Annotated in this window: 17 protein-coding genes; 13 read left to right on the top strand and 4 right to left on the bottom strand. The window is 57.7% G+C overall.

What is annotated here, in order from left to right:
- The first annotated feature begins 104 nt into the window (after positions 1-104).
- From BMZ32_RS01530 to BMZ32_RS01495, 8 genes are all read left to right on the top strand, one after another.
- Positions 105-1,658 carry a flagellin gene (locus BMZ32_RS01530; RefSeq protein WP_090238604.1) on the top strand — a complete coding sequence of 518 codons (1,554 nt, stop codon included), beginning with the start codon at positions 105-107 and terminating at the stop codon, positions 1,656-1,658.
- A 69-nt stretch (positions 1,659-1,727) separates the two neighbouring features.
- Positions 1,728-2,093: a flagellar protein FlaG gene (locus tag BMZ32_RS01525; RefSeq protein WP_090238601.1), complete on the top strand. Its 366-nt coding sequence runs from the start codon at positions 1,728-1,730 to the stop codon at positions 2,091-2,093.
- 76 nt (positions 2,094-2,169) lie between these two features.
- Positions 2,170-3,633 carry a flagellar filament capping protein FliD gene (gene fliD / locus BMZ32_RS01520; RefSeq protein WP_090238598.1) on the top strand — a complete coding sequence of 488 codons (1,464 nt, stop codon included), beginning with the start codon at positions 2,170-2,172 and terminating at the stop codon, positions 3,631-3,633.
- A 91-nt stretch (positions 3,634-3,724) separates the two neighbouring features.
- Positions 3,725-4,105 (top strand): flagellar export chaperone FliS, encoded by a 381-nt coding sequence (gene fliS / locus BMZ32_RS01515; RefSeq protein WP_090238595.1) that lies wholly within the window; start codon positions 3,725-3,727, stop codon positions 4,103-4,105.
- 29 nt (positions 4,106-4,134) lie between these two features.
- Positions 4,135-4,431, top strand: a complete 297-nt coding sequence (locus BMZ32_RS01510; protein ID WP_090238591.1) for a flagellar protein FliT — start codon at positions 4,135-4,137, stop codon at positions 4,429-4,431.
- Between the two features lie 237 nt (positions 4,432-4,668).
- Positions 4,669-6,141 (top strand): sigma-54 dependent transcriptional regulator, encoded by a 1,473-nt coding sequence (locus tag BMZ32_RS01505; protein WP_090238588.1) that lies wholly within the window; start codon positions 4,669-4,671, stop codon positions 6,139-6,141.
- Positions 6,142-6,324: 183 nt separating this feature from the next.
- The gene (locus tag BMZ32_RS01500; protein ID WP_090238585.1) at positions 6,325-7,536 is read left to right on the top strand and encodes a sensor histidine kinase; all 1,212 of its coding nucleotides are present in this window, start codon (positions 6,325-6,327) and stop codon (positions 7,534-7,536) included.
- A gap of 6 nt (positions 7,537-7,542) precedes the next feature.
- On the top strand, positions 7,543-8,949 hold the full coding sequence (locus BMZ32_RS01495) for a sigma-54-dependent transcriptional regulator (RefSeq protein WP_090238582.1): 1,407 nt from the start codon (positions 7,543-7,545) through the stop codon (positions 8,947-8,949).
- Between the two features lie 213 nt (positions 8,950-9,162).
- Here the strand turns inward: BMZ32_RS01495 and lapD are convergent, their stop codons facing one another.
- The 4 genes from lapD to BMZ32_RS01475 form a co-directional block, all read right to left on the bottom strand.
- Positions 9,163-11,112: a cyclic di-GMP receptor LapD gene (gene lapD, locus BMZ32_RS01490; protein WP_090238579.1), complete on the bottom strand. Its 1,950-nt coding sequence runs from the start codon at positions 11,110-11,112 to the stop codon at positions 9,163-9,165.
- 9 nt (positions 11,113-11,121) lie between these two features.
- A complete protein-coding gene (lapG, locus tag BMZ32_RS01485) occupies positions 11,122-11,814 on the bottom strand; it encodes a cysteine protease LapG (RefSeq protein ID WP_090238577.1) in 693 nt (230 codons plus the stop codon).
- Positions 11,815-11,910: 96 nt separating this feature from the next.
- Positions 11,911-12,309: a YbaN family protein gene (locus BMZ32_RS01480; RefSeq protein ID WP_090238574.1), complete on the bottom strand. Its 399-nt coding sequence runs from the start codon at positions 12,307-12,309 to the stop codon at positions 11,911-11,913.
- 9 nt (positions 12,310-12,318) lie between these two features.
- Positions 12,319-12,906 carry a UPF0149 family protein gene (locus tag BMZ32_RS01475; RefSeq protein ID WP_090238571.1) on the bottom strand — a complete coding sequence of 196 codons (588 nt, stop codon included), beginning with the start codon at positions 12,904-12,906 and terminating at the stop codon, positions 12,319-12,321.
- Positions 12,907-13,073: 167 nt separating this feature from the next.
- Here BMZ32_RS01475 and recQ point away from each other — a divergent pair, with 167 nt between their 5' ends.
- The 5 genes from recQ (at position 13,074) to BMZ32_RS01450 (ending at position 20,607) form a co-directional block, all read left to right on the top strand.
- Complete coding sequence (recQ, locus tag BMZ32_RS01470; protein WP_090238568.1) at positions 13,074-15,200, top strand: DNA helicase RecQ; 2,127 nt, start codon at positions 13,074-13,076, stop codon at positions 15,198-15,200.
- A gap of 185 nt (positions 15,201-15,385) precedes the next feature.
- The gene (locus BMZ32_RS01465; protein ID WP_090238565.1) at positions 15,386-16,402 is read left to right on the top strand and encodes a DUF2804 domain-containing protein; all 1,017 of its coding nucleotides are present in this window, start codon (positions 15,386-15,388) and stop codon (positions 16,400-16,402) included.
- Between the two features lie 82 nt (positions 16,403-16,484).
- On the top strand, positions 16,485-16,919 hold the full coding sequence (locus tag BMZ32_RS01460) for a MarR family transcriptional regulator (protein WP_090238564.1): 435 nt from the start codon (positions 16,485-16,487) through the stop codon (positions 16,917-16,919).
- A complete protein-coding gene (locus BMZ32_RS01455) occupies positions 16,919-18,322 on the top strand; it encodes a DHA2 family efflux MFS transporter permease subunit (protein ID WP_090238562.1) in 1,404 nt (467 codons plus the stop codon). Before BMZ32_RS01460 ends, BMZ32_RS01455 begins: the two co-directional genes overlap by 1 nt.
- A 263-nt stretch (positions 18,323-18,585) precedes the next feature.
- Positions 18,586-20,607, top strand: a complete 2,022-nt coding sequence (locus BMZ32_RS01450) for a motility hub landmark protein FimV (RefSeq protein WP_208598671.1) — start codon at positions 18,586-18,588, stop codon at positions 20,605-20,607.
- The last annotated feature ends 33 nt before the right edge of the window (positions 20,608-20,640 follow it).

Below are 20,640 nucleotides of genomic sequence, written 5' to 3'. Positions count from 1 at the left end.
CTTTTGGGGCGATAAATATTTCGAATGCGAACTTTATGGGTGCCTGGGCATGCCGGCCCAAGCTCGCAGGCTCAGGCAATTACTCGTCCCCGGAGGACAGCATCATGGCTCTTACAGTAAATACCAACATTGCATCGCTCAACACTCAGCGCAACTTGACCAGTTCGTCCAATGCGCTCAATACATCGCTGGAGCGTCTGTCCACTGGTTCGCGTATTAACAGTGCCAAGGACGACGCAGCAGGCTTGCAAATTTCTAACCGCCTGACCAGTCAGATCAGCGGTTTGAATGTGGCGGTACGTAACGCCAACGATGGTATCTCCCTGTCGCAAACCGCTGAAGGTGCTCTGCAGCAATCTACTAACCTGCTGCAACGGATGCGTGACCTATCCATCCAGTCAGCTAACGGCTCTAACAGCGACGCTGATCGCTCATCTCTACAGAAAGAAGTGTCTGCGCTGCAAAGTGAGCTGACGCGTATTGCTGACACCACCACCTTCGGTGGTCGTAAGTTGCTTGATGGTTCGTTCGGTACTTCCAGCTTCCAAGTGGGTTCGAATGCGTATGAGACTATCGACGTTAGCCTGAAAAGTGCTGCGGCAAATAAAGTGGGCTCTTTCCAGCTGAATAGTGCTGGTGGCACTACGAGGACTGCTTCCCTTTCAGCTGCGGTCGGGACACCGGCTGTTGCGGCCACTGCTGGTAATTCCGTTACTGCAAGTGGTCCAATCGTTGCTCCTACTGCTGGTGCGGCAGCTTTAGGTCCTGCTGTCTTCACAGCACAATCGCTGACTGTCGTAGGCGGTGGTGAAACAAAAGCGGTTTCCATCGTAACCACTGACTCAGCTAAGAGTGTTGCGGCTAAGTTTGAAGGCGCGATTCCAGGTCTGTCTGCGAGTGCGCGTACAGTTGCCAAGATTGGAGTGGACCTTACTGCTGCTGGTGCACAGGCCCTTAACTTCAACCTCACAGTGGGTAGCGAGACAGTTGCGTTCGTGGGTGTTACCTCGACCGAAGATCTCGCCAGCCAGATCAACTCAAACGCCGCCAAACTTGGTCTAACAGCTAATCTCGACAAAGACAATATCCTAACAGTCACCTCGTCTACCGGTGAAAATATCGAGTTTGGTGCTGTATTCAAACAAGACGGAACTACTGCTGTTGATGCGGCCGGTGCACTTACTGTTAATGTGCAAAACTCTGGCGGTACGTATGCGGCTAACGCTTCGGATCTAGCTGTTCTCGGAGGCACTGCGGTTGGTTACGTGCAAGTGAACTCGCCGACTTCTTATGCGATAACGGGTACGACCACCGAGCTTTTCTCTGCGGGTAAATCGGAATTGGCAGACATCGGTAAGGTGGACATCTCAACTGCTGATGGTGCGCAACAGGCATTGTCTGTTATTGATAACGCTCTGGCTGCAATCGACTCCCAGCGTGCCGACCTCGGTGCGGTGCAGAACCGCTTCGATAACACCATCAATAACCTGCAGAATATTTCGGAGAACGCCTCGGCTGCCCGCAGCCGGATCAAAGACACCGACTATGCTGCAGAAACCGCTAACTTGTCGAAAAATCAGGTGCTGCAGCAGGCCGGCACCGCGATTTTGGCCCAGGCCAAGCAGTTGCCGCAGGCTGTCCTTTCCCTGCTGCAGTAAGCTGGGGTTGCAATAACGCAGGGAGGGCGGGGTGACCTGTCCTCCCTTTCCTCCATGGGAGGTTAGAGTATGGATTTTGCTAAACTTGCAACGATACCGCAGTCAGCGGCCAGCGTGCGTGAACCTCTAGGTAGCAGTAAAAGTATCGAAGCCACTGCACTTGAAACTGTTGAAGCCCTTGCGGCTAAACAGCCAGAAGACCAAACGCTTGCGCGGGAGAGTCTAGACTCTGCCGTGGCGAGCATTTCTTCGTTTGTGCAGAACGTGCAACGCAGCCTAGATTTTAGTGTGGATGACAGCAGCGGTGAGGTGGTCGTTAAGGTGACGGACCGCGACTCCGGTGAGGTGATTCGTCAACTGCCATCCGAGGAGGCCCTGCGCCTTTCGGAACAGCTTGAATCGCTGCGCAGCTTGATGTTTGAAGCACGTGCCTGATGGCATGTTTCTTGGTTGTTTCGTCTGTAGGCGGGTAAATCATCCACTGCAGACAATTTTTTGACGGGGGTTTGACATGGCAGGCATTACAGGTATCGGTTCGGGCATAGATATCGACAGTATCGTCAAGGCCATGGTCAACGCCGAGCAAGCCCCCAAGCAAAGCCAGTTGGGTAAGCTGGAAAGCAAGACCACCACGCAGCTGACTAGTTTGGGTCAGCTCAAAGGAGCCATCAGCGGCTTTCAAACAGCCCTGGCGGCACTTAACAGTCCATCGCAGTTTCTGGCCCGCACGGCATCCTCCAGCGACAACAAGGTACTGGCGGCTACAGCGAGCCAAAGCGCACCTGCCGGTAGCTATAAGTTAGAAGTAACCCAGCTTGCCAGCAGCAGCAAAGTGGCGTTGGCGGCGGTGCCAAGTGTGGAGGGCATAACGCTGTCGAGCGGTACCTTGTCGATCAAAGTCGGTGCTACCAATGTGCTGGATGTGGTGGTCGACGCCAGCAACAACACCCTGGCTGGGCTGCGTGATGCGATCAATAAGGCAGCTGGAGGTGTCAGTGCCAGCATTGTCACCGATGATCAGGGCTCTCGACTGGTGCTCAGTGGTAGCAAATCGGGCGACGGTAATGACATCACTGTCAGCGTTGTCGGTGGCGCCGCCGAGGCGGGTCAAACTGCGCTGAATACGCTGGCTTTTTCTGGCAACCCTGTCGCCCCTGATGCGACGGCCTATCCAGACGGTACCAGCGACGCTAACTATATCGCCGACATGCAAACGTTTAATGCGTCTGGCAAGGTCATTACGGCCGCGCAAAGTTCTAAGATTACTGTCGATGGTCTGAGCATAACCCGTGATACCAACACCATCGACAAAGTGATTGATGGCGTGAGCCTGGACCTAAAAACCCTGGGCACCAGCACGCTGACGATTGCCCAGGATCAGGCTGGCGTTAAGGCCAACGTGCAAAAATTTGCCGATGCTTACAACACCATGATTGGTTTTATTAACTCGGCCACTAAGGTGACTGTGGTTAATGACACCTCAGCCCCTGTGACGGGTGCATTGCTGGGCGATAGCTCGGTGCGCTCCTTGGTCAATATGGTGCGCAGTGAACTCACGACTGTGCAGGGTGATGGCGCATTTCGCGTTCTGGCTGATCTCGGCGTGACCACTCAGAAAGACGGTACCTTGAAGGTTGACTCGACCATTCTGGGTAAGGCCATCAGTGCTGACTTTGATGGTATCGCTGGGTATTTCACCGGTGACACAGGCTTGGCTGCGCGACTATCGAGCAAGCTTGCGGGCTACACCGATAGCGGCGGCATCCTTGAACAGCGCACAGATTCGTTGCAGGCCACCTTGAGCAAGGTCGACAAACAGAAAACTGAGCTGGCAACGCGAATGACTTCACTGACTGATCGCTTGTATAAACAATACAACGCCATGGATGCGCTGGTTGGTCAGTTAAAGACGACCAGCGATAGCTTGACGTCTTTGTTTGAGAACATGCCCGGTGTTGTCAGCAATAATAAATAACGTTTTTTCACCAGAACTTAAATCTACCTATAAAGTCCAGCCCTTCGTTGCCGATACATAGAATAGTAGCGATTAACGAGGAGAGCCCCCCATGAATGCCATGACCGCCATGAAGCAGTACCAACGTGTAAGCGTGCACAGTGAAGTATTCGAGGCCAGCCCGCATCGCTTGATCCAGATGCTGATGGAAGGCGCTCTTGAGCGCACTGCTCAAGCTCGTGGTGCTATTCAGCGTGAGAGATTTGCCGAAAAGGGTGAGCTAATCGGTAAGTCTATTTCGATTATTGGCGGCCTGCGCGAGCCTTTGGATCATGAGGTGGGTGGTGAGCTTTCGCAAAACCTCGACAGCCTCTACGAGTACATGATTAGTCGTTTGCTGGAAGCCAACCGTGGTAATGACATTGCCGCTTTGGATGAAGTGTCCAACCTGTTGCGTGAAGTCAAATCCGGTTGGGATGCTATCGGTCACTGATCCGGTTTGATGCTTAAAGGAACGTACCCATGACTTCGACAGTCCAGCGTCTAGAAAAAACCGGTAGTGCGCTACGCAGCGCCTTAGCTAATCAAGACTGGGCCGCTATTGGAGAGCTGGATTTACAGTGCCGTCAGGCTGTAGATGAAGCCATGGTTGAGTCTGCCAGTGACGAAGATACCCTGCGTGCCCGTATGCAGGAGTTGCTGGAGCTTTATCGTGAGCTGGTCAGCGTGTGCCAGGCCGAGCAACAGCGTTTGGCCCATGAACTGGTTCAACTGAACCAATCGCAACAAGGTGCCAAGGTCTATCAGTTGTTTGGTTGATGGCTGCGCCAGGTCGATGTTCGCTCGCACCGACCTTCTGCTCGTTAATGATGTTTCCCCCGTTTCATCCCCCTCTTTTTCACATATCGACTGGACTTGCTTGTTAAGCAGAAATAAGCACGCCATAAAATTGACATCTAACAAGAAATTGACTTTACTGCTGTCCAATTGCCGGCGCTGGGGCGAGTTGTAGTGGGCGGCGGGCGCGTTTTTCACTCCAGGATCAGAAAATAAATTATGTGGCGTGAAACCAAAATCCTCCTGATTGACGATAACAGTGAGCGCCGCCGTGACTTGGCGGTGATCCTCAACTTTCTCGGTGAAGACCACCTGACCTGTGACAGCCAGAGCTGGCAGCAGGTTGTCGCAAGCCTAGAGTCGAGCCGTGAGGTGCTCAGCGTGTTGCTGGGTGACGTCACTGCTAAGTGCGGTGTGTTGGGCATGCTTAAGCAGTTGGCCGAGTGGGATGAGTTTCTGCCAGCGCTTTTGCTTGATGAGCAGGTTGCCAGCGATTGGCCGGAAGAGCAGCGTCGCAGTGTGTTGGCCTGCCTGGAGATGCCGCTTAGCTACAACAAGCTGCTCGACTCGTTGCACCGCGCCCAGGTTTACCGTGAGATGTACGACCAGGCTCGTGAGCGTGGCCGGCAGCGCGAGACCAATTTGTTCCGTAGCCTGGTCGGTACCAGCCGGGCTATTCAGCATGTGCGGCAGATGATGCAGCAGGTGGCCGACACCGAGGCCAGCGTGCTGATTTTGGGTGAGTCGGGCACTGGTAAGGAAGTGGTCGCGCGCAACCTGCATTACCACTCCAAGCGTCGTGAAGGCCCTTTTGTGCCAGTCAACTGCGGGGCGATTCCTGCCGAGTTGCTGGAGAGCGAGTTGTTCGGTCACGAGAAAGGCGCGTTTACCGGCGCGATCACTACCCGTGCTGGGCGTTTCGAGCTGGCCAGTGGCGGTACGCTGTTTCTCGATGAAATCGGCGACATGCCGCTGCCCATGCAGGTGAAGCTGCTGCGCGTATTGCAGGAGCGTACCTTTGAGCGAGTGGGCAGCAATAAAACCCAGAATGCCGATGTACGGATCATTGCCGCTACGCACAAGAACCTTGAGCAGATGATCGAGGCAGGTAGCTTCCGTGAGGATCTGTATTACCGCCTCAACGTGTTCCCGATCGAGATGGCCCCGTTGCGTGAGCGCATCGAGGACATTCCCTTGCTGATGAATGAGTTGATTTCACGCATGGAGTTCGAGAAGCGCGGCTCCATTCGGTTTAACTCGGCGGCCATCATGTCGCTGTGTCAGCATGACTGGGCGGGTAACGTGCGCGAGCTGGCCAACCTGGTCGAGCGCATGGCGATCATGCATCCCTACGGCGTGATAGGCGTGGGTGAGTTGCCGAAGAAGTTTCGTCATGTCGATGATGAAGACGAACACATGGTTGCCAGCCTGCGCGATGACATAGATGAACGCGCCACGCTGATCTCAGGCTTGCCGGGTGTGAGTTCGGCGGCCATGCTGCCGCCAGAAGGTCTGGACCTTAAGGACTATTTAGGCACTCTCGAACAGGGCCTGATTCAGCAAGCCCTTGATGATGCCAATGGTGTGGTGGCGCGTGCGGCCGAGCGTCTGCGTATTCGCCGCACCACCCTGGTCGAGAAGATGCGTAAATACGGCATGAGCCGGCGTGATGACGAGGGGTTGGACGACTGAGGGCTTCTGTCCGCGTTCGTCAGTGACTTGGCGTTTGCTCAACCAATAAAGCCGAAGGTTTGACGCAACCTTCGGTTTTGTTTTTTAGAGTATTGATTTTAAAGAATATTTTTTACGGCACGGGTATTGCTAACTCTCTTGCAACTGACTGTCTTATGACGGCTCGCTGCGCGAGAGAGAACCATGAATACCAACCTGCAACGTCCCCAAGATTCCGACCAGCCTGCCGCTCCAGTAGAGCAGACCAGCCGTGCTGGGCTCGAACAGACCTTTGCCTTGTTCAACCAGATGTCGACCCAGCTCAATGCCTCCTACAGCATGCTGGAAGCGCGGGTAACCGAGCTTAAAGGTCAGCTGGCGTTGGTCAGTGCTCAGCGCATGCAGGAGTTGGCCGAGAAAGAGCGCCTGGCTAACCGCTTGCAGAGCCTGTTGGACTTGCTGCCTGGTGGCGTGATTGTGATCGATGGTCAGGGCGTGGTGCGTGAAGCCAACCCGGTGGCGCGCAACCTGTTGGGTCGGCCGTTGGTCGGTATGTTGTGGCGCGAAGTCATCGCCCGCAACTTTGCCCCGCGTGAAGACGATGGCCATGAAATTTCCCTTAAAGACGGCCGGCGCTTGTCAATTGCCACGCGCTCATTACATGCCGAGCCGGGCCAGCTGGTGTTGCTCACCGACCTGACAGAAACCCGGCGCTTGCAGGATCAACTGTCCCGCCACGAGCGCTTGTCTGCCTTGGGGCGTATGGTCGCATCGCTGGCGCATCAAATTCGTACGCCGCTCTCCGCTGCCTTGCTCTACGCCAGCCATCTCACCGAACAGGTGCTACCGGCTGAACAGCAGCAGCGTTTTGCTGGTCGTTTGAAAGAGCGTTTGCACGAGCTGGAGCATCAGGTCCGCGATATGCTGGTCTTCGCTCGCGGCGACTTGCCGTTACCCGATCGCTTGGCACCCACGGCATTGTTCGATGCGCTGCGGCGCTCCGCCGAACCCCATGTGTTGGGTATGCAAGTGCGCTGGCAGTGCGACAGCCGTACCGGCGAGCTGATGTGCAACCGCGACACCTTAGTTGGCACGGTGCTCAACCTGATCGAGAACGCGATTCAGGCGGGCGGCCGTGAAGCACAATTGAAAGTTCACCTGTATCAGCGCGGCGAAAACCTGCGCTTGTGCGTCAGCGACAACGGCCCAGGCATCGACAGCGCGACGCTGGCCCGGCTTGGCGAACCCTTCTTCACCACCAAAACCACCGGTACTGGGCTTGGCCTGGCCGTGGTTAAGGCCGTTGCGCGGGCCCATCAGGGCGACGTGCAGCTGCGTTCGCGGCCGGGGCGTGGTACCTGCGCCATTATTACCTTGCCGCTACTCGGTGCTGCACACCCTTTGATTCAGGAGTAATTTCCCATGGCGAGCAAAATTCTGTTGGTCGAAGATGACCGCTCATTGCGCGAGGCATTGGCCGATACTCTGGCGCTGGGCGGACATGATTACCGCGCGGTTGATTGCGCCGAAACAGCGCTGCTGGCTATTACCGAAGAGTCCTTTGGTTTGGTGGTGAGTGACGTCAATATGCCCGGCATGGATGGCCACCAGTTGCTGGCGCAGATTCGTCAACGTCAGCCGCAATTGCCGGTGCTGCTGATGACCGCGTTCGGCGCGGTTGAGCGTGCGGTGGATGCCATGCGTCAAGGCGCAGCGGATTATCTGGTCAAGCCGTTTGAGCCCAAGGCTTTGCTGAGCCTGGTCGATCGACATGCTTTGGGGCGAGTCACGGCCAGCGAGCAGGATGGCCCGGTCGCTGTAGAGCCGGCCAGCGTGCAGCTGCTGGCCTTGGCCACGCGCGTGGCGCAGAGCGACTCCACGGTGTTGATCACCGGTGAGTCAGGTACAGGTAAAGAGGTGCTGGCGCGCTTTATTCATCAGCAGTCGCCACGCGCCAGCAAACCCTTTATCGCCATCAACTGTGCGGCGATCCCGGACAACATGCTCGAAGCCACGTTGTTCGGCCATGAGAAGGGCGCGTTTACCGGGGCGATTGCCAGTGCACCGGGTAAGTTCGAGCTGGCCGAGGGCGGTACCATTCTGCTCGATGAAATCTCGGAAATGCCGCTGGGCTTGCAGGCCAAGTTGTTGCGCGTGCTGCAGGAACGCGAGGTAGAAAGAGTGGGCGCGCGTAAACCGATTATTCTCGATATCCGTGTGCTGGCCACCAGTAACCGTGACCTGGCTGCAGAAGTGGCGGCGGGGCGCTTCCGAGAGGACCTCTACTATCGCTTGTCGGTGTTCCCACTGGCCTGGCAGCCGCTGCGTGAGCGCCCGGCGGATATCGTACCGCTGGCCGAACGCTTGTTGGCCAAGTATGTGAAGAAAATGAATCACGCGCCGATTCGTCTTTCCCCTCAAGCGCAGATGAGCCTGACCCGCTACAGCTGGCCGGGTAACGTGCGTGAACTGGATAACGCCATTCAGCGCGCGTTGATCCTGCAACAAGGTGGCTTGATTCAGCCGCAGGATCTCTGCTTGCAGGCTCCAATCGGTTCTGCGCCAGTACCGAGTGCGCCGCCGTTGTTTGCAGTGCCAAGTGAGCACACGCCGGTATCGTTCGAGGCGCCAGCGGCAGATTCCGGTGCCTTGGGTGATGACCTGCGTCGCCATGAATTTCAGATGATCATCGATACCCTGCGTGCCGAGCGTGGCCGGCGCAAAGAAGCGGCTGAGCGCCTGGGCATCAGCCCACGGACGCTGCGCTACAAGCTGGCGCAGATGCGCGATGCCGGCATGGATGTGGAAGGCTATCTGTTTGCCAGTTGAGTCAGCTGAAACCTGATACGGATGAATAGTCCGGCTAAAGGCTATAGCCCAGATTGCATTCAGCCACAGGCTGAAATGCAGAAGTTGTAGGGTGGATGACGCTCTTTTCATCCACCCTAAGGTCGCTGTTTGTGGATGGGTAAAGCGTCATCTACCCTACGCCTGATCACGAGTGCTCACGTAGCCCGGATTACATCCGGGCTACGACTCTGATTAATCCTTCCACGGCATCGGTGCGCCAAGTAGGCGGCCCATGGCGCCGTAAAGCCCCAGCTCCTTGAGCACTGCAAGCTCGCCTTCGGTTTCCACCATCTCGGCAATCAACGGCAGGTCGATGCTGTTTGTGGCGCGGAATACCGCTTCGATAAACATGCGCTTGTCGCTTTCTTGGTCGATGGCACGGATGTAGGTGCCATCCAGTTTCAGGTAGGCCAGGCCCAGGTGAGTGAGGTTACCGATCAGGCTGAAGCGTCCACCGAAATGCTGCAGACCCAAGCTGAAACCACTGTCGCGAATAGCCTGGCTGAGGGCTTCCAACTCAGCTGCCGGTGGCAGGTGGCGTTCGTCCACTTCAAAGGTCAGCAGACTTGCTTGTTGCGGATGCTGCTTGAGGATTTCAACGATGCGTTTGAGTGTGGCGCTGTCGTGCAGGGTGGCTGCTGACAGGCTCAGCGCCAGTGGTGCGGCATGCTGGCTAAGGTGGGCGAGGCTGTGTTCGAGCATGGCCAGGTCAAAGCGTGCGGTCCAGCCGAGGCGTTCAATCCAGGGCAGAAAACGCCCGGCGGCAATCGCTTCACCCTGCGGGTCTAGCAGGCGCGCCAGCACCTTGTGATGCAGCAATTGATTGCGGTCAGCGCACAGCATGACCGGTTGAAAATACAGCTGCAGCTTGCGCTGGTTCAGCGCATTGTCGATCCAGGTGCGCCAGTCATGCAGACCTTGGGCCGCGTGGGCCTGGTAATCATCCAGGCGCATCCAGTGGCGGCTCGGGTCATTTTGCGTTTGCGCCAGGGCTTGGTCGGCCCGACTGATGACTTGGTTGGGCGCTTCGCCGGGGCGAAATGCGCCAATGCCTATATGCGCCACTGGTGTGCAGTCACTGGCACCAGTCTGACGCAGGCTTTCCAGGCCATTGTAAAGTTCGCCGGCCAGTAGCTCAGCTTCTTCACTGCCAATCCCCGGGACCAGCAGGCTGAACTCGCCACCTCGGCTACGTGAGGCCAACCACTCTGAGCGGTTGTTCTGGTTAAGCAGGCGCTTGAGCAGCTCGCCGATGGCGGCAATCAGTGCGTCAGTCTTTTGCCCGCCTAAGCGCTGGTTGAGTCCAGCCAGGTCGTTGACCCGCAACAGGAACAGATAGCCTTCGGCATTTTGTTCGTGGAGCGCCAGTTGATGGGCCAGGCGGATATCAAACAGACGGCGGTTGGCCAGGCCGGTGATGCTGTCTTGGTAAGCTTGCTCGCGCAGTTTCTCACTGCGTGCGGCTTCTTCGGCAAACAGGGTTTTTAGCTTTTCCACCATCTGGTTCATGGCGGTGACCACGCGCTTGAGTTCCGGCGTACGCGGCACGGTGGGCAGGGTGAGGAACTCACGGCGAGTAATGGCTTGGGCCTGCTGCACCATGTTATCCAGCGGGCGTAATTGCGTGCGCAACAGCCAGCCGCCGAGTACGGCGCTGACTAGGCCGCAAATCAGCAGCCAGATTAGGCTGCCGATGGCGCTGTCCCAGAGTTTAGCCAGGGCGAATTGTGGATTGCTGAGCACCTCAACCCGAGCGGCTTGTTCCCAGCCACGCATGATCAAGGCATCGCCGCCCTGGGGCTGCAGATCGACCAGTTGGCTGAACCAGGCCGGCACGCTCTCAGCGGTGGAGTCGCTGCTGCGGCGTTCAACAATCACATCGTCACCCGGAATGCGCACCACGCGGATGCTATTGAAGTAGCCGCTGTCGAAAATCGAGCTGACCATCAGTTCGATCATTGCCGGATCGTCCGCGTGCGGCGTCATCGACAGCCCTAACGCGGTCGCCGCGTCCTGGGCGTGTGAGCGCAGCTGGCTGAGTGATTGCTCGCGCGAGCTTTCTACACCGACGATAAAACTGCCGGTAAAGGCCACCACCAAAAATAGGCAGATGGCGAGAAATAGTTGTTTGAGTAGAGACATAGGTTCCTCCTAGCCTTCGCCGATGGCGAAGCCCTCCGTGCGCATTTTTTTCAACAGGTCCTGCCAGCGCGAGAGTCTTTTGGAATCGCTCTTCTTGCTGTTGGAGCCTGGGAGATAGAGCCCCTCGGCATTGAATGCATAGACCGGTAGTAGGTCTTTACGCTGCGAAGCGGGCTTTATCTGGTTGATTAAGTTGTCCATTACCAGCGGCTCGGCACCGGGGCTGGCGTAGTACGTCAGCACCATGTGCGCTTGGTTGTAGTTGAGTGCTTTGACGTAGGTGATACGCAGTTTTTCGCTGGGGATGCCGAGACGGCGCAACGTGAAATACTTGGCGATGGAATAGTCTTCGCAGTCGCCCTCACCCTTGACCAGCATCTCCATCGGGGTGGCCCAGTAGTCGTTCTGTTTCCAGACTTTTATGTCGTCGGTAAAACGAATCTGCCGATTAAAGAAGCGATTAACCTCGGTGAGCTTGTCCATCTCATTGCTGGTGCTGCTGGTCTTGATTTGCGCCTCCCAGGCCAGGATGCGTGGTTTGGCCGAGCCGAGAGTACCGTAGCGGCTTTCGGCCTTTTGCAGGATCACGTCGAAGTCCCAGTTGGCCAGGGCGCTCGCCACGCCGATCAGCAGGATGCAGCCGCTCAGTAACGCTCGCTTGAGGCGCTTGAACCATCCATAAGTAAGCTGACGGTGGGGCATGTGCCACGCCTTGGCCGGAAATTGGGGGGAGTTTAGGTGTTGCTGCTGATGTTTGCCGCGCTGAATATGCGCAATGTCGCCGGGTTTAGCCGCCTGCTAGCGCTTGGTCAGGGTTTTCTGCCTGATGATGTACAGGCTGACCAACACTGCGCTGGTGAGCATAAAGGCCCTGGCCCAGAACAGCGGTACCACGTAGCACGACACACCGATGCTCAACCACATCAGGCTGATGGCGTAGACCTTGCCCTTGAGCGGGATGCCTTGGCCTTCGAGGTAATCGACAATCCACGGGCCGAGTTGACGGTGGTTGACCAGCCACAGGTAAAAGCGTTTTGAGCTGCGCATAAAACAGGCCGCAGCTAGCAGCAGAAAAGGCGTGGTGGGCAGAACGGGGAGAAATATACCGATCACGCCTAACGCCACGCTCAGCCAGCCGATGGCCAGCAAAGCGTAGCGGATGGCCGGGTTGCGCTGAAGCTGAATGTCCCGCGCCATGGCGCGTGCTTAGTGTTGGCGAGGCTTCAGCAGGGCCGGCTTTTCTTCGGGGGCATTGCACAGCAGGAAGAGGGCAGTCAGTAGCTCGGGGATCTGCTCGACCATGCTGTCAACCAGGTCGCGATCACTGGCGATTTCGACAAATTCGGGCTGTTCATCGAACAAACCCGACCCCACCATGATTGGCAGCAGCAGTTCGCTGACTTCATCTTCGGCGTCGTCGAACCACACCGCTTCACGCAGGAACACCCCTTCCATAAAGCCAATGCACCAGCCGCGCAAGTCGGAGTCGTCCGGCTCATCGCCGAGGTCCAACTCACAAGGTACTTCCGGCTCATCATCGCTGGCCAGTTGGCGGGCGATATGACTTTGCAGCTGAATCAGGGTGGCTTCGATCTCTTCGCGCTCGGCATCACTGCGGTAATGCGGCGGCTCGGAGAACAGCGCGTCAATCCACTCGCGCTCAGGCACTTTTTCCGGGCAAATCGACAGGGCGGTCAGGTAGCCGTGGGCGGCGATGTAGTCCAGGGCCTCATCATGCAGCTCATCAGCATCGAGGAAGGCTTGCAGGCGGGAGAGTTGCTCGGCGAAGGACATCGGGGGCTACCTTGAAAGAGTAAACGAGGCTGGATTCTAGTCTAGAGCGACCCTAGCGGCCATAGGTGCAGGCTAACGGTCAGTGAAAATCGGTGCAAACTCGGCTACTGCTGCGCGTGCCCATCCAGCACCTGCGTATAATGCGCGGCTTGTTTTGGAGACCCTTCATGCTCGAGCACGCGCAACGCATCCTCAAAGACGTATTCGGTTACGACAGCTTCCGCGGTCGTCAGGGTGCGATTATCGAGCGTGTGGCCAGTGGTGGCGACGCCTTGGTGTTGATGCCCACCGGCGGTGGTAAGTCGCTGTGCTTTCAAGTCCCAGCCCTGCTGCGTGAGGGCTTGGCGGTGGTGGTGTCGCCGCTGATTGCGCTGATGGACGACCAAGTCGCGACTCTCGACGAGCTGGGCGTGGCCGCTGCAGCGCTGAACTCCACGCTCAGTAATGATGAGCAGCGTGAGATTGCCGAACGGATCAAACGCGGCGAGATCAAGATGCTTTATCTCGCCCCCGAGCGGCTGGTGCAGCCGCGCATGCTGAATTTTCTGCAAAGCCTTGAAATTGCCTTGTTTGCCATCGACGAGGCGCATTGCGTGTCGCAGTGGGGGCATGACTTCCGCCCGGAATACTTGCAGCTGGGCCAACTGGCCGAGTTGTTCCCCAACGTGCCGCGCATTGCTCTGACTGCGACGGCAGATATGCGCACCCGCGAGGAAATCGTCCAGCGTCTGCACCTGCAGAATGCCGAGCGTTTTCTGTCGAGCTTCGACCGGCCGAATATCTTCTACCGCATCGTGCCCAAGGAGCAGCCGCGCAAGCAGTTGCTGAACTTCCTGGCGGCGCGTAAGGGTGATGCTGGCATCGTCTATTGCCTGTCGCGCAAGAAGGTCGAGGAGGTGGCTTCTTTCCTTTCTGAGCAGGGCTTCCCAGCGTTGCCCTATCACGCCGGCTTGGCTAACGAACTGCGCGCCTATCACCAGAAGCGCTTTCTCAATGAGGAAGGTCTGATCATGGTGGCGACCATCGCCTTCGGCATGGGCATCGACAAACCCAACGTGCGTTTCGTCGCCCACCTTGATCTGCCGAAATCCCTGGAAGCCTATTACCAAGAGACGGGGCGCGCGGGCCGTGACGGTTTACCGGCGGATGCCTGGATGGCCTACGGTCTGCAAGATGTGATTTTCCTCAAGCAGATGCTCAACAACTCTGAGGGGGACGAGCGGCATAAGCGCGTCGAACAACACAAGCTCGACGCCATGCTGGCGCTGTGCGAGGAAACCCGCTGCCGCCGCCAATCGTTGCTGGCCTACTTCGATGAAGACATGCCGCAACCTTGCGGGCACTGCGACAACTGCATCGATGGCGTACAGACCTGGGACGCCACCGAGCCGGCGCGCCAGGCGCTGTCGGCGATCTACCGCACTGGGCAGCGTTATGGCGTCGGGCATTTGGTGGATGTGTTGCTCGGCCGTGATAACGATAAAATTCGTACGGTCGGCCATCAGCATTTGGCGGTTTTCGGCATTGGCAAAGCGTTTGCCGAAGGTGAATGGCGTTCACTGTTCCGCCAACTGGTAGCGCGCGGGTTGGCAGATGTCGACCTCGAGGGTTTCGGCGGCCTGCGTCTTTCTGACAGTTGCCGGCCCTTGCTCAAAGGCGAGGTTAGTTTGCAGCTGCGCCGTGATCTGAAACCGCAACAAAGCGCCAAGGCGTCCAGCAGTGCCGCCAGTCAATTGGTGCGTGGCGAGGAGCGCGGTCAGTGGGAAGCACTGCGTGCCTTGCGGCGTAAACTGGCGGAAGAGCATGGCGTGCCACCTTATGTGATCTTCCCGGATGCCACCTTGCTGGAAATGCTGCGTGGCCAGCCCAGTACTCTGGCCGAGATGGCCCGGGTCAGTGGCGTTGGTGCGCGCAAGCTGGAGCGTTATGGCGAGGCCTTTCTGGCCGTGCTCGGTGCTGGTGATGACGCGCCGCGTGCGGTGGTTGACCTGCGCCATGAATTGGTCAGCCTGGCGCGTGCTGGCATGACTCCGGCGCAGATCGCCAGCCAGCTTAGCTGCAGTGAAAAGAATGTCTACGGCCTGTTAGCCGAGGCTATTGGCCGTCAGCAGTTGTCGCTGGAGCAGGCGCTGGATGTACCTGAGGCCTTGCTCAGCGAGATTCAGGATGCCTTTCTCGATGGCGAGGGTGAGCTGCCGCCAGTAGCCGCCATCAGCGAGCAGTTTGCTGGGCGTGTTGAACTTGGCATCCTGCATTGCGTGCGTGCGGCCTTGCAGGCGGAATTCGAAGCCTGAAAGCCGATTCGGATCAGCTGCGCAGCCATATCAAATAGTGTGGCTGAGTGAGGTTTTTGGCTGCGTTAGGGTGAGCGCATTGGCTGTGGCCGATTTTGCCGCTGCGCTTGGCGCGCGGCGTGAATGCCCGGGCGCCTGCCTCAGTGCTAGCATTCTCAAGCATTTTCTTGAGTGAACTCTGCCCTATGGACCGACTGATTCAGGCCAACGGCCAGCCGCACTACGGTATTTTTCCCGTCGCGCCGGGGCTGATCAATTACCGTGATTTCGATTTCCGCTCGCCCATGGGGCGCAAGCTCGGCGCTCTGGCCAAATGGCGGCGTTTCCATCAATTCCAGTATTTCGGTCTTATCAGTGATGAGCTGATTGGCGGTTGTGCCCTAGCCAATCTCAGCCTGCTGGGGGTGGGTTTTGTTTACCTATTTCACCCTGCCAGCGGACGGATGATCGAGCGGCAGTTCAAGCTGCCACTGGGCTTCGGTAGTCAGTTCTCGCAGACCCCTGATCAGGGAGTTTGCGAGTTGCGCAGCGGCGGCAATCTGCTGCGCCTAGAAAATAGCGCGGTGCCGAAGGAAAAGCGCTTGCTGGTCGAGTTGGATGACGGCACGCGTATCGACGTCTGCTTTTCCGAAGCGCAGCCAGCGTTTCAGCCGCTGTGTATCAATACGCCGGCGGGCGTCAATGGCTGGGTCTATGCGCAAAAGGTCGCAGGGGTGCGCTGCAGGGGACACGTGCGCAGCGCGCTGGGCGATTTCGATCTGACGCAGATTGATGCATTCGCCCACCACGACTGGTCCGCCGGTTATATGCGCCCGGAAACCCACTGGAATTGGGCCTGTTTATCCGGCCAGGCGGGTGAGCAACGGGTGGGCCTTAACCTGTCCTGCGGAGTTAATGAAACCAGCTTTACCGAGAATTGCTTCTGGCTCGATGGTGAATTGCTCAAAGTCGATACGGTAAGGTTTGCCTTTGATCGCGATCAGCCGCTGCAGCCTTGGTTGATCAACTCCCATGACGGTCAGGTGGCGTTGCGCTTTGAGGGTCGGGGTTTGCACAAAGAGCGGCTGAACGTGGGGTTGCTGGCGAGCAACTTCAAGCAAATCTTCGGTCAGTTCAGCGGTGTGCTGCGCCCGATAGGTCGACCCGAATTGCGCATCAACAACCTCTGGGGTTTTGTTGAGGACCAGTATGCAAAGTGGTGAAAGCCTGCGCAGGCTTGCCTGGGTAAGAGGGTTATGGTTAGCTGACTAATAATTAGTTTTTTACAGTTAAGAGTCGTTTGCCATGTCACTGACCGATCAACACCGTTTTGCCATGCAGGTTGCCCAACTCTCCCGCGCTTGGCGCGCTGAACTGGACCGTCGCTTGGTCAGTTTGGGGCTTTCCCAGGCCCGTTGGCTGGTCCTGCTGCACCTGGGGCGCTTTGCTGAATTGCCGACCCAGCGCGAGTTAGCGCAAAGCGTTGGCGTTGAAGGGCCAACCCTGGCACGTTTGCTTGACAGCCTGGAAGCTCAGGGGTTGGTCAGCCGCCAGGCCGTGCCAGAAGACCGTCGGGCGAAGAAGATTGCCCTCAGCCCTCAAGCCCGGCCGCTGATTGAGCAGATTGAGGCCATCTCCGCGCAACTGCGCCAGGAAGTGTTCGCGGGCATCGATGAGGACGAGTTACGTCGTTGCCAGAAAGTCCACGCCCAGGTCTTGAGTAACTTGGAAAAACGCTGATGCGTGATGACCTGCAGTCTCTGCAGCAACGTTTCGGTCCGCGTTACCCGCAGTGGCTGCTGACGATGTTGATGATAGGCAGCATGGCCATGGTGTTGGCCTCCACCAGCATCAACGTTGCCTTGCCGGCGATCATGGCGGACTTCGCCATCGGCCGGCCGCTGGCGCAGTGGCTGTCCACCGGTTTTCTCGCTGCCATGACGGCTGGTCTGTTGTTGGCGGCTTGGGCACATGCGCGTTTTGGTGCGCGGCGTACAGCGCAGTTCGGCTTGCTGCTCTTTATCATCAGCTCGCTGTTGGCGCTGGTGGTTGACGCCGCCTGGCAGCTGATAGGCCTGCGTATCGTGCAAGGAATATGCGCCGGTATTGTGCAGCCGTTAGCGATGGTGCTGATTTTTCGCGTGTTTGCCGACGGCGGTCGCGGTATGGCGCTGGGCATCTATGGCCTGGGGGTGATGCTGGCTCCTTCATTGGGGCCGGGAATCGGCGGTTATTTGGTCGATCATTTTGGCTGGGCAGCAATCTTCTGGATGCCGCTGCCAATGTGCCTACTGGCCATATTGGCCGGGCAATGGTTGTTGCCCAGTGAACGCCAGCTTAGTACGCCGCGCCTGGATATTCAGGCCTTTGTCTGGCTGACTGTGGCGATATTCGCCGCGTTGGGTTTCCTCGCGGAAGCACAGCGGTTTAGCTGGACGATGCCGAGGGTCTGGTTGCCGGGTACGTTGGCGCTAGTGGCTAGCATGGTGTTTATCCAGCGCAGCCGGCGTGCTACTCAGCCTCTGTTGCCACTGACGCTGTGGCGCCATGCGGGGTTTCGCAGTGCCAGCTGGGTCGCATTGACCCTGGGGTTGGGGCTGTATGGTTCGACCTACCTGATCCCACTCTATCTGCAAACCGTCGAAGGTTTCAGCGCCGGGCGTGCGGGTATGTTGCTGCTGCCAGCCGGGCTGCTAATGGGCATGGCGTCTTTTCTCGGCGGTTGGCTCAGCGATCGACTGTCAGCGGCTGTGCTGCTGAGTTCTGGTTTACTCATATTCGCGTTGTCAGCGGCAGGCTTAGCCTGGGTCGAGCAGGGCGCATCGTTTCTTGTGCTGTGCTTCTGGGCCAGCGTCGGGCGCATCGGCCTGGGGATATTACTGCCGGCGTTGAGTACTGGCTCGCTGGATATCCTCAGCCCTGAGGAGTTGGCTCAGGGGGCGGGAGCCATCACCTTTGTCCGGCAACTGGGCGGCGCATTTGGGGTGAATCTGCTGACGTTCTTTTTGGAGTGGCGACACAGCGTCGAAGGCGGTGATCAATTTGCTGAGATGCTGGCCTTTAAACAGAGCTTCTGGCTGGTGGCGGCGGTGTTCGCGGTCACGGTACTGGCGGCCTGTGGCGTCAGATCAAGCAAGCGCTGACCGCTAAAGGTTAGTGTGACGGAGTTGTCGTTTTCTTAGCTGTTAGCCTATGCTTGCGCCAGTGCTGGCTTTTTGCCAAAAAACTGTTGGCTTTCAGTAGTTAGTCCTTCGTTATTACCGCCATGCACCAGTCGGGTTAAACACGGAATGTACTTCCCAGGGCAGCATTTGCCGACTTCTGTACGTTCGTAAGCGCTGGACGCGCACGTCTTCAATATGAAGCGGCGAAGGGTCAGAAGACGGATTCACCGGGAGCGTTTTTTATGGCAAAGGTTCGTCAGTTTCTGATTGGTTTGGTATCCGGTTCGGCCCTCTATTCAGGTCTGGTTCCAGCACTTGGATTGGGCGAGATCACCCTGCATTCGGCCCTCAGTCAGCCGCTGGATGCTGAAATCGAATTGTTTGATGTGGGCGATCTGAATGATGCCGACATGCGCGTGCGCCTGGCGCCCGCTGATGTGTTTAGCCGTTCTGGCGTCGAGCGTTTGTATTTCTTCAACAATCTGCGCTTTACCCCGTTGCTGCGTGGCGGTAAAAGCGTGATTCGCGTGGTGTCGACTCAGGCGGTACGTGAGCCCTATCTGAACTTTATCGTTGAGGTGGCACGTCCCAGCGGCAAGTTGTACCGCGAGTACACCGTGCTGCTCGACCCGCCCAGCTCTGCTGCCTATAGCCGTTTGCCCGATCCTTCTCTGGTGCCAGCCGCACCGCGAGTTGCTGTCAGCGAACGCGCCCGGCCGAAAGTTTTGCCGGCTGCGCAACAAGGCAACAGCTACCGCGTGGCCAGTGGCGACAGCTTGTGGAGCATTGCTTCGCGACTGACTGCTGATAATGAGCACAGCGCCCAAGTATTGATAAACGACATTCATGCGCTCAATCCCCAGGCCTTTATCAATGGCGATATCAATCGTCTGCGTGCGGGCGTGCAATTGTTATTGCCCGATCGCATCGCCAGCGCGCCGGCGACGGCGGTCGAACCGCCTGTCGCAGAAGGGTTTTTGCAAGTTGTTGATGACGCCGAGGCTGCACCAGCAGCCAGCGCCGAGCTGCCGGCTGAGGTGCTGATACAGGAGCAGGCCCGCGTTGAGCAGGAACTGGCCAACCAGACCGCTGAGACCTTGCAGTTGCAGCAGAGTCTCGCCCAGCTGGGCTTGCAGGTGCAGCAGTTGCAGGAGCAGATGGACAGCCGTGATCAGCAAATTGCTGGCTTGCAGGCCGAGCTTGCTGCTGGTCGCGCGAGTGCCGAGGTAGCCGCGGCAGCTGCAGCGGTCGCGGTAAATCCACCGGTGGCAGAGTCAGGCAGCAACTGGCTGGCGATCATCGCGGGTTTGCTGCTGCTGTTAATTGCGGCTGTGGCTGGCTTGTTCTGGCGCGGTAGAAAGCCTATTGAGGCTGCGCCTCTGTCGGTCATGCCAGCGGTCATACCAAACCCACCCAAAACGCACAGCGTTGCAAAGGTAGAACCTGCAGTTGCGGTTGCCTTAACCGAACGCGACGTTTCGCGTGCCGGGCCGGTATGGCCAGCAGCGGGCGAGGATGCCCTGCAAAGCGCCAATGTGTATATCGCTTATGGCCGCTTAAATGAGGCCGCCGCTACCTTGCGAAAAGCCTGGGACGCGCAGCCGCAACGCAGTGACATTGGCTTCCGCCTGCTTGAAGTACTGGCGTTGCTGGGTGATGCCCAAGGCTTTGATGCCCACGAAGTACGGGTGCGTGAGTCGGGCTTTAATCCCGTACGCATCGATGAGCTGAAAGCACGGCACGCTGAGTTGTTAGATGCACCGTTGCCCAACCAGATTGAGGACATGGTGCTGCAACTCGATGAAGTCGAGGCTGGGTCCGTTGAGCCGGTCGCTAATGATGTTCAGCTCAACCTTGACGAGATGTCCTTGGACGCCGACTGGGATCTGGTCAGCCCCTTTGCCCCTGCGGTGCACAATAAGGTGGCCGATAAGGGCGAGAGCAGTGCGGCGGCTAAGCCCAAGGGATCGGATATCTTCGGGCTGTCGGGCAGTCGCGATGCCCGCAGCCCGTTTGCTGAGTCGATGCTGGTGGAGGAAACTTCCCACGATGGTTGGGACGGGGATGAACTCAACATAGCCTTTCTGGATGATCTCGATCAGCTAGACGGTAGTCACGATAACGTCTCAAAGCTGAATGCCGCGTTAGCGCATATCGAACAGGGCAGCTTGGACAGTGCCTGCCAAATCCTCAATGAAGTGATCAACGAGGGTGATGAGCAGCAGAAGCAGGAAGCTCGTCAGTTGCTGGCCAAAATCGCCTGATTCAACGCGCTGCCTGACTAACGCCCGCGTGCC

This window comes from Pseudomonas guineae (assembly GCF_900113745.1).
Taxonomy (GTDB): Bacteria; Pseudomonadota; Gammaproteobacteria; order Pseudomonadales; family Pseudomonadaceae; genus Aquipseudomonas; species Aquipseudomonas guineae.
The sequence above is the reverse complement of the archived record's forward strand: the minus strand, read 5'-3'. Positions and strand labels throughout refer to the sequence as shown.

What these genes read in the sequence shown, in the direction of transcription:
- BMZ32_RS01530 (WP_090238604.1), top strand. Translation starts at nt 105, where the DNA reads ATGGCTCTTACAGTAAATACCAACATTGCATCGCTCAACACTCAGCGC.
- BMZ32_RS01525 (WP_090238601.1), top strand. Translation starts at nt 1,728, where the DNA reads ATGGATTTTGCTAAACTTGCAACGATACCGCAGTCAGCGGCCAGCGTG.
- fliD (WP_090238598.1), top strand. Translation starts at nt 2,170, where the DNA reads ATGGCAGGCATTACAGGTATCGGTTCGGGCATAGATATCGACAGTATC.
- fliS (WP_090238595.1), top strand. Translation starts at nt 3,725, where the DNA reads ATGAATGCCATGACCGCCATGAAGCAGTACCAACGTGTAAGCGTGCAC.
- BMZ32_RS01510 (WP_090238591.1), top strand. Translation starts at nt 4,135, where the DNA reads ATGACTTCGACAGTCCAGCGTCTAGAAAAAACCGGTAGTGCGCTACGC.
- BMZ32_RS01505 (WP_090238588.1), top strand. Translation starts at nt 4,669, where the DNA reads ATGTGGCGTGAAACCAAAATCCTCCTGATTGACGATAACAGTGAGCGC.
- BMZ32_RS01500 (WP_090238585.1), top strand. Translation starts at nt 6,325, where the DNA reads ATGAATACCAACCTGCAACGTCCCCAAGATTCCGACCAGCCTGCCGCT.
- BMZ32_RS01495 (WP_090238582.1), top strand. Translation starts at nt 7,543, where the DNA reads ATGGCGAGCAAAATTCTGTTGGTCGAAGATGACCGCTCATTGCGCGAG.
- lapD (WP_090238579.1), bottom strand. Translation starts at nt 11,112, where the DNA reads ATGTCTCTACTCAAACAACTATTTCTCGCCATCTGCCTATTTTTGGTG.
- lapG (WP_090238577.1), bottom strand. Translation starts at nt 11,814, where the DNA reads ATGCCCCACCGTCAGCTTACTTATGGATGGTTCAAGCGCCTCAAGCGA.
- BMZ32_RS01480 (WP_090238574.1), bottom strand. Translation starts at nt 12,309, where the DNA reads ATGGCGCGGGACATTCAGCTTCAGCGCAACCCGGCCATCCGCTACGCT.
- BMZ32_RS01475 (WP_090238571.1), bottom strand. Translation starts at nt 12,906, where the DNA reads ATGTCCTTCGCCGAGCAACTCTCCCGCCTGCAAGCCTTCCTCGATGCT.
- recQ (WP_090238568.1), top strand. Translation starts at nt 13,074, where the DNA reads ATGCTCGAGCACGCGCAACGCATCCTCAAAGACGTATTCGGTTACGAC.
- BMZ32_RS01465 (WP_090238565.1), top strand. Translation starts at nt 15,386, where the DNA reads ATGGACCGACTGATTCAGGCCAACGGCCAGCCGCACTACGGTATTTTT.
- BMZ32_RS01460 (WP_090238564.1), top strand. Translation starts at nt 16,485, where the DNA reads ATGTCACTGACCGATCAACACCGTTTTGCCATGCAGGTTGCCCAACTC.
- BMZ32_RS01455 (WP_090238562.1), top strand. Translation starts at nt 16,919, where the DNA reads ATGCGTGATGACCTGCAGTCTCTGCAGCAACGTTTCGGTCCGCGTTAC.
- BMZ32_RS01450 (WP_208598671.1), top strand. Translation starts at nt 18,586, where the DNA reads ATGGCAAAGGTTCGTCAGTTTCTGATTGGTTTGGTATCCGGTTCGGCC.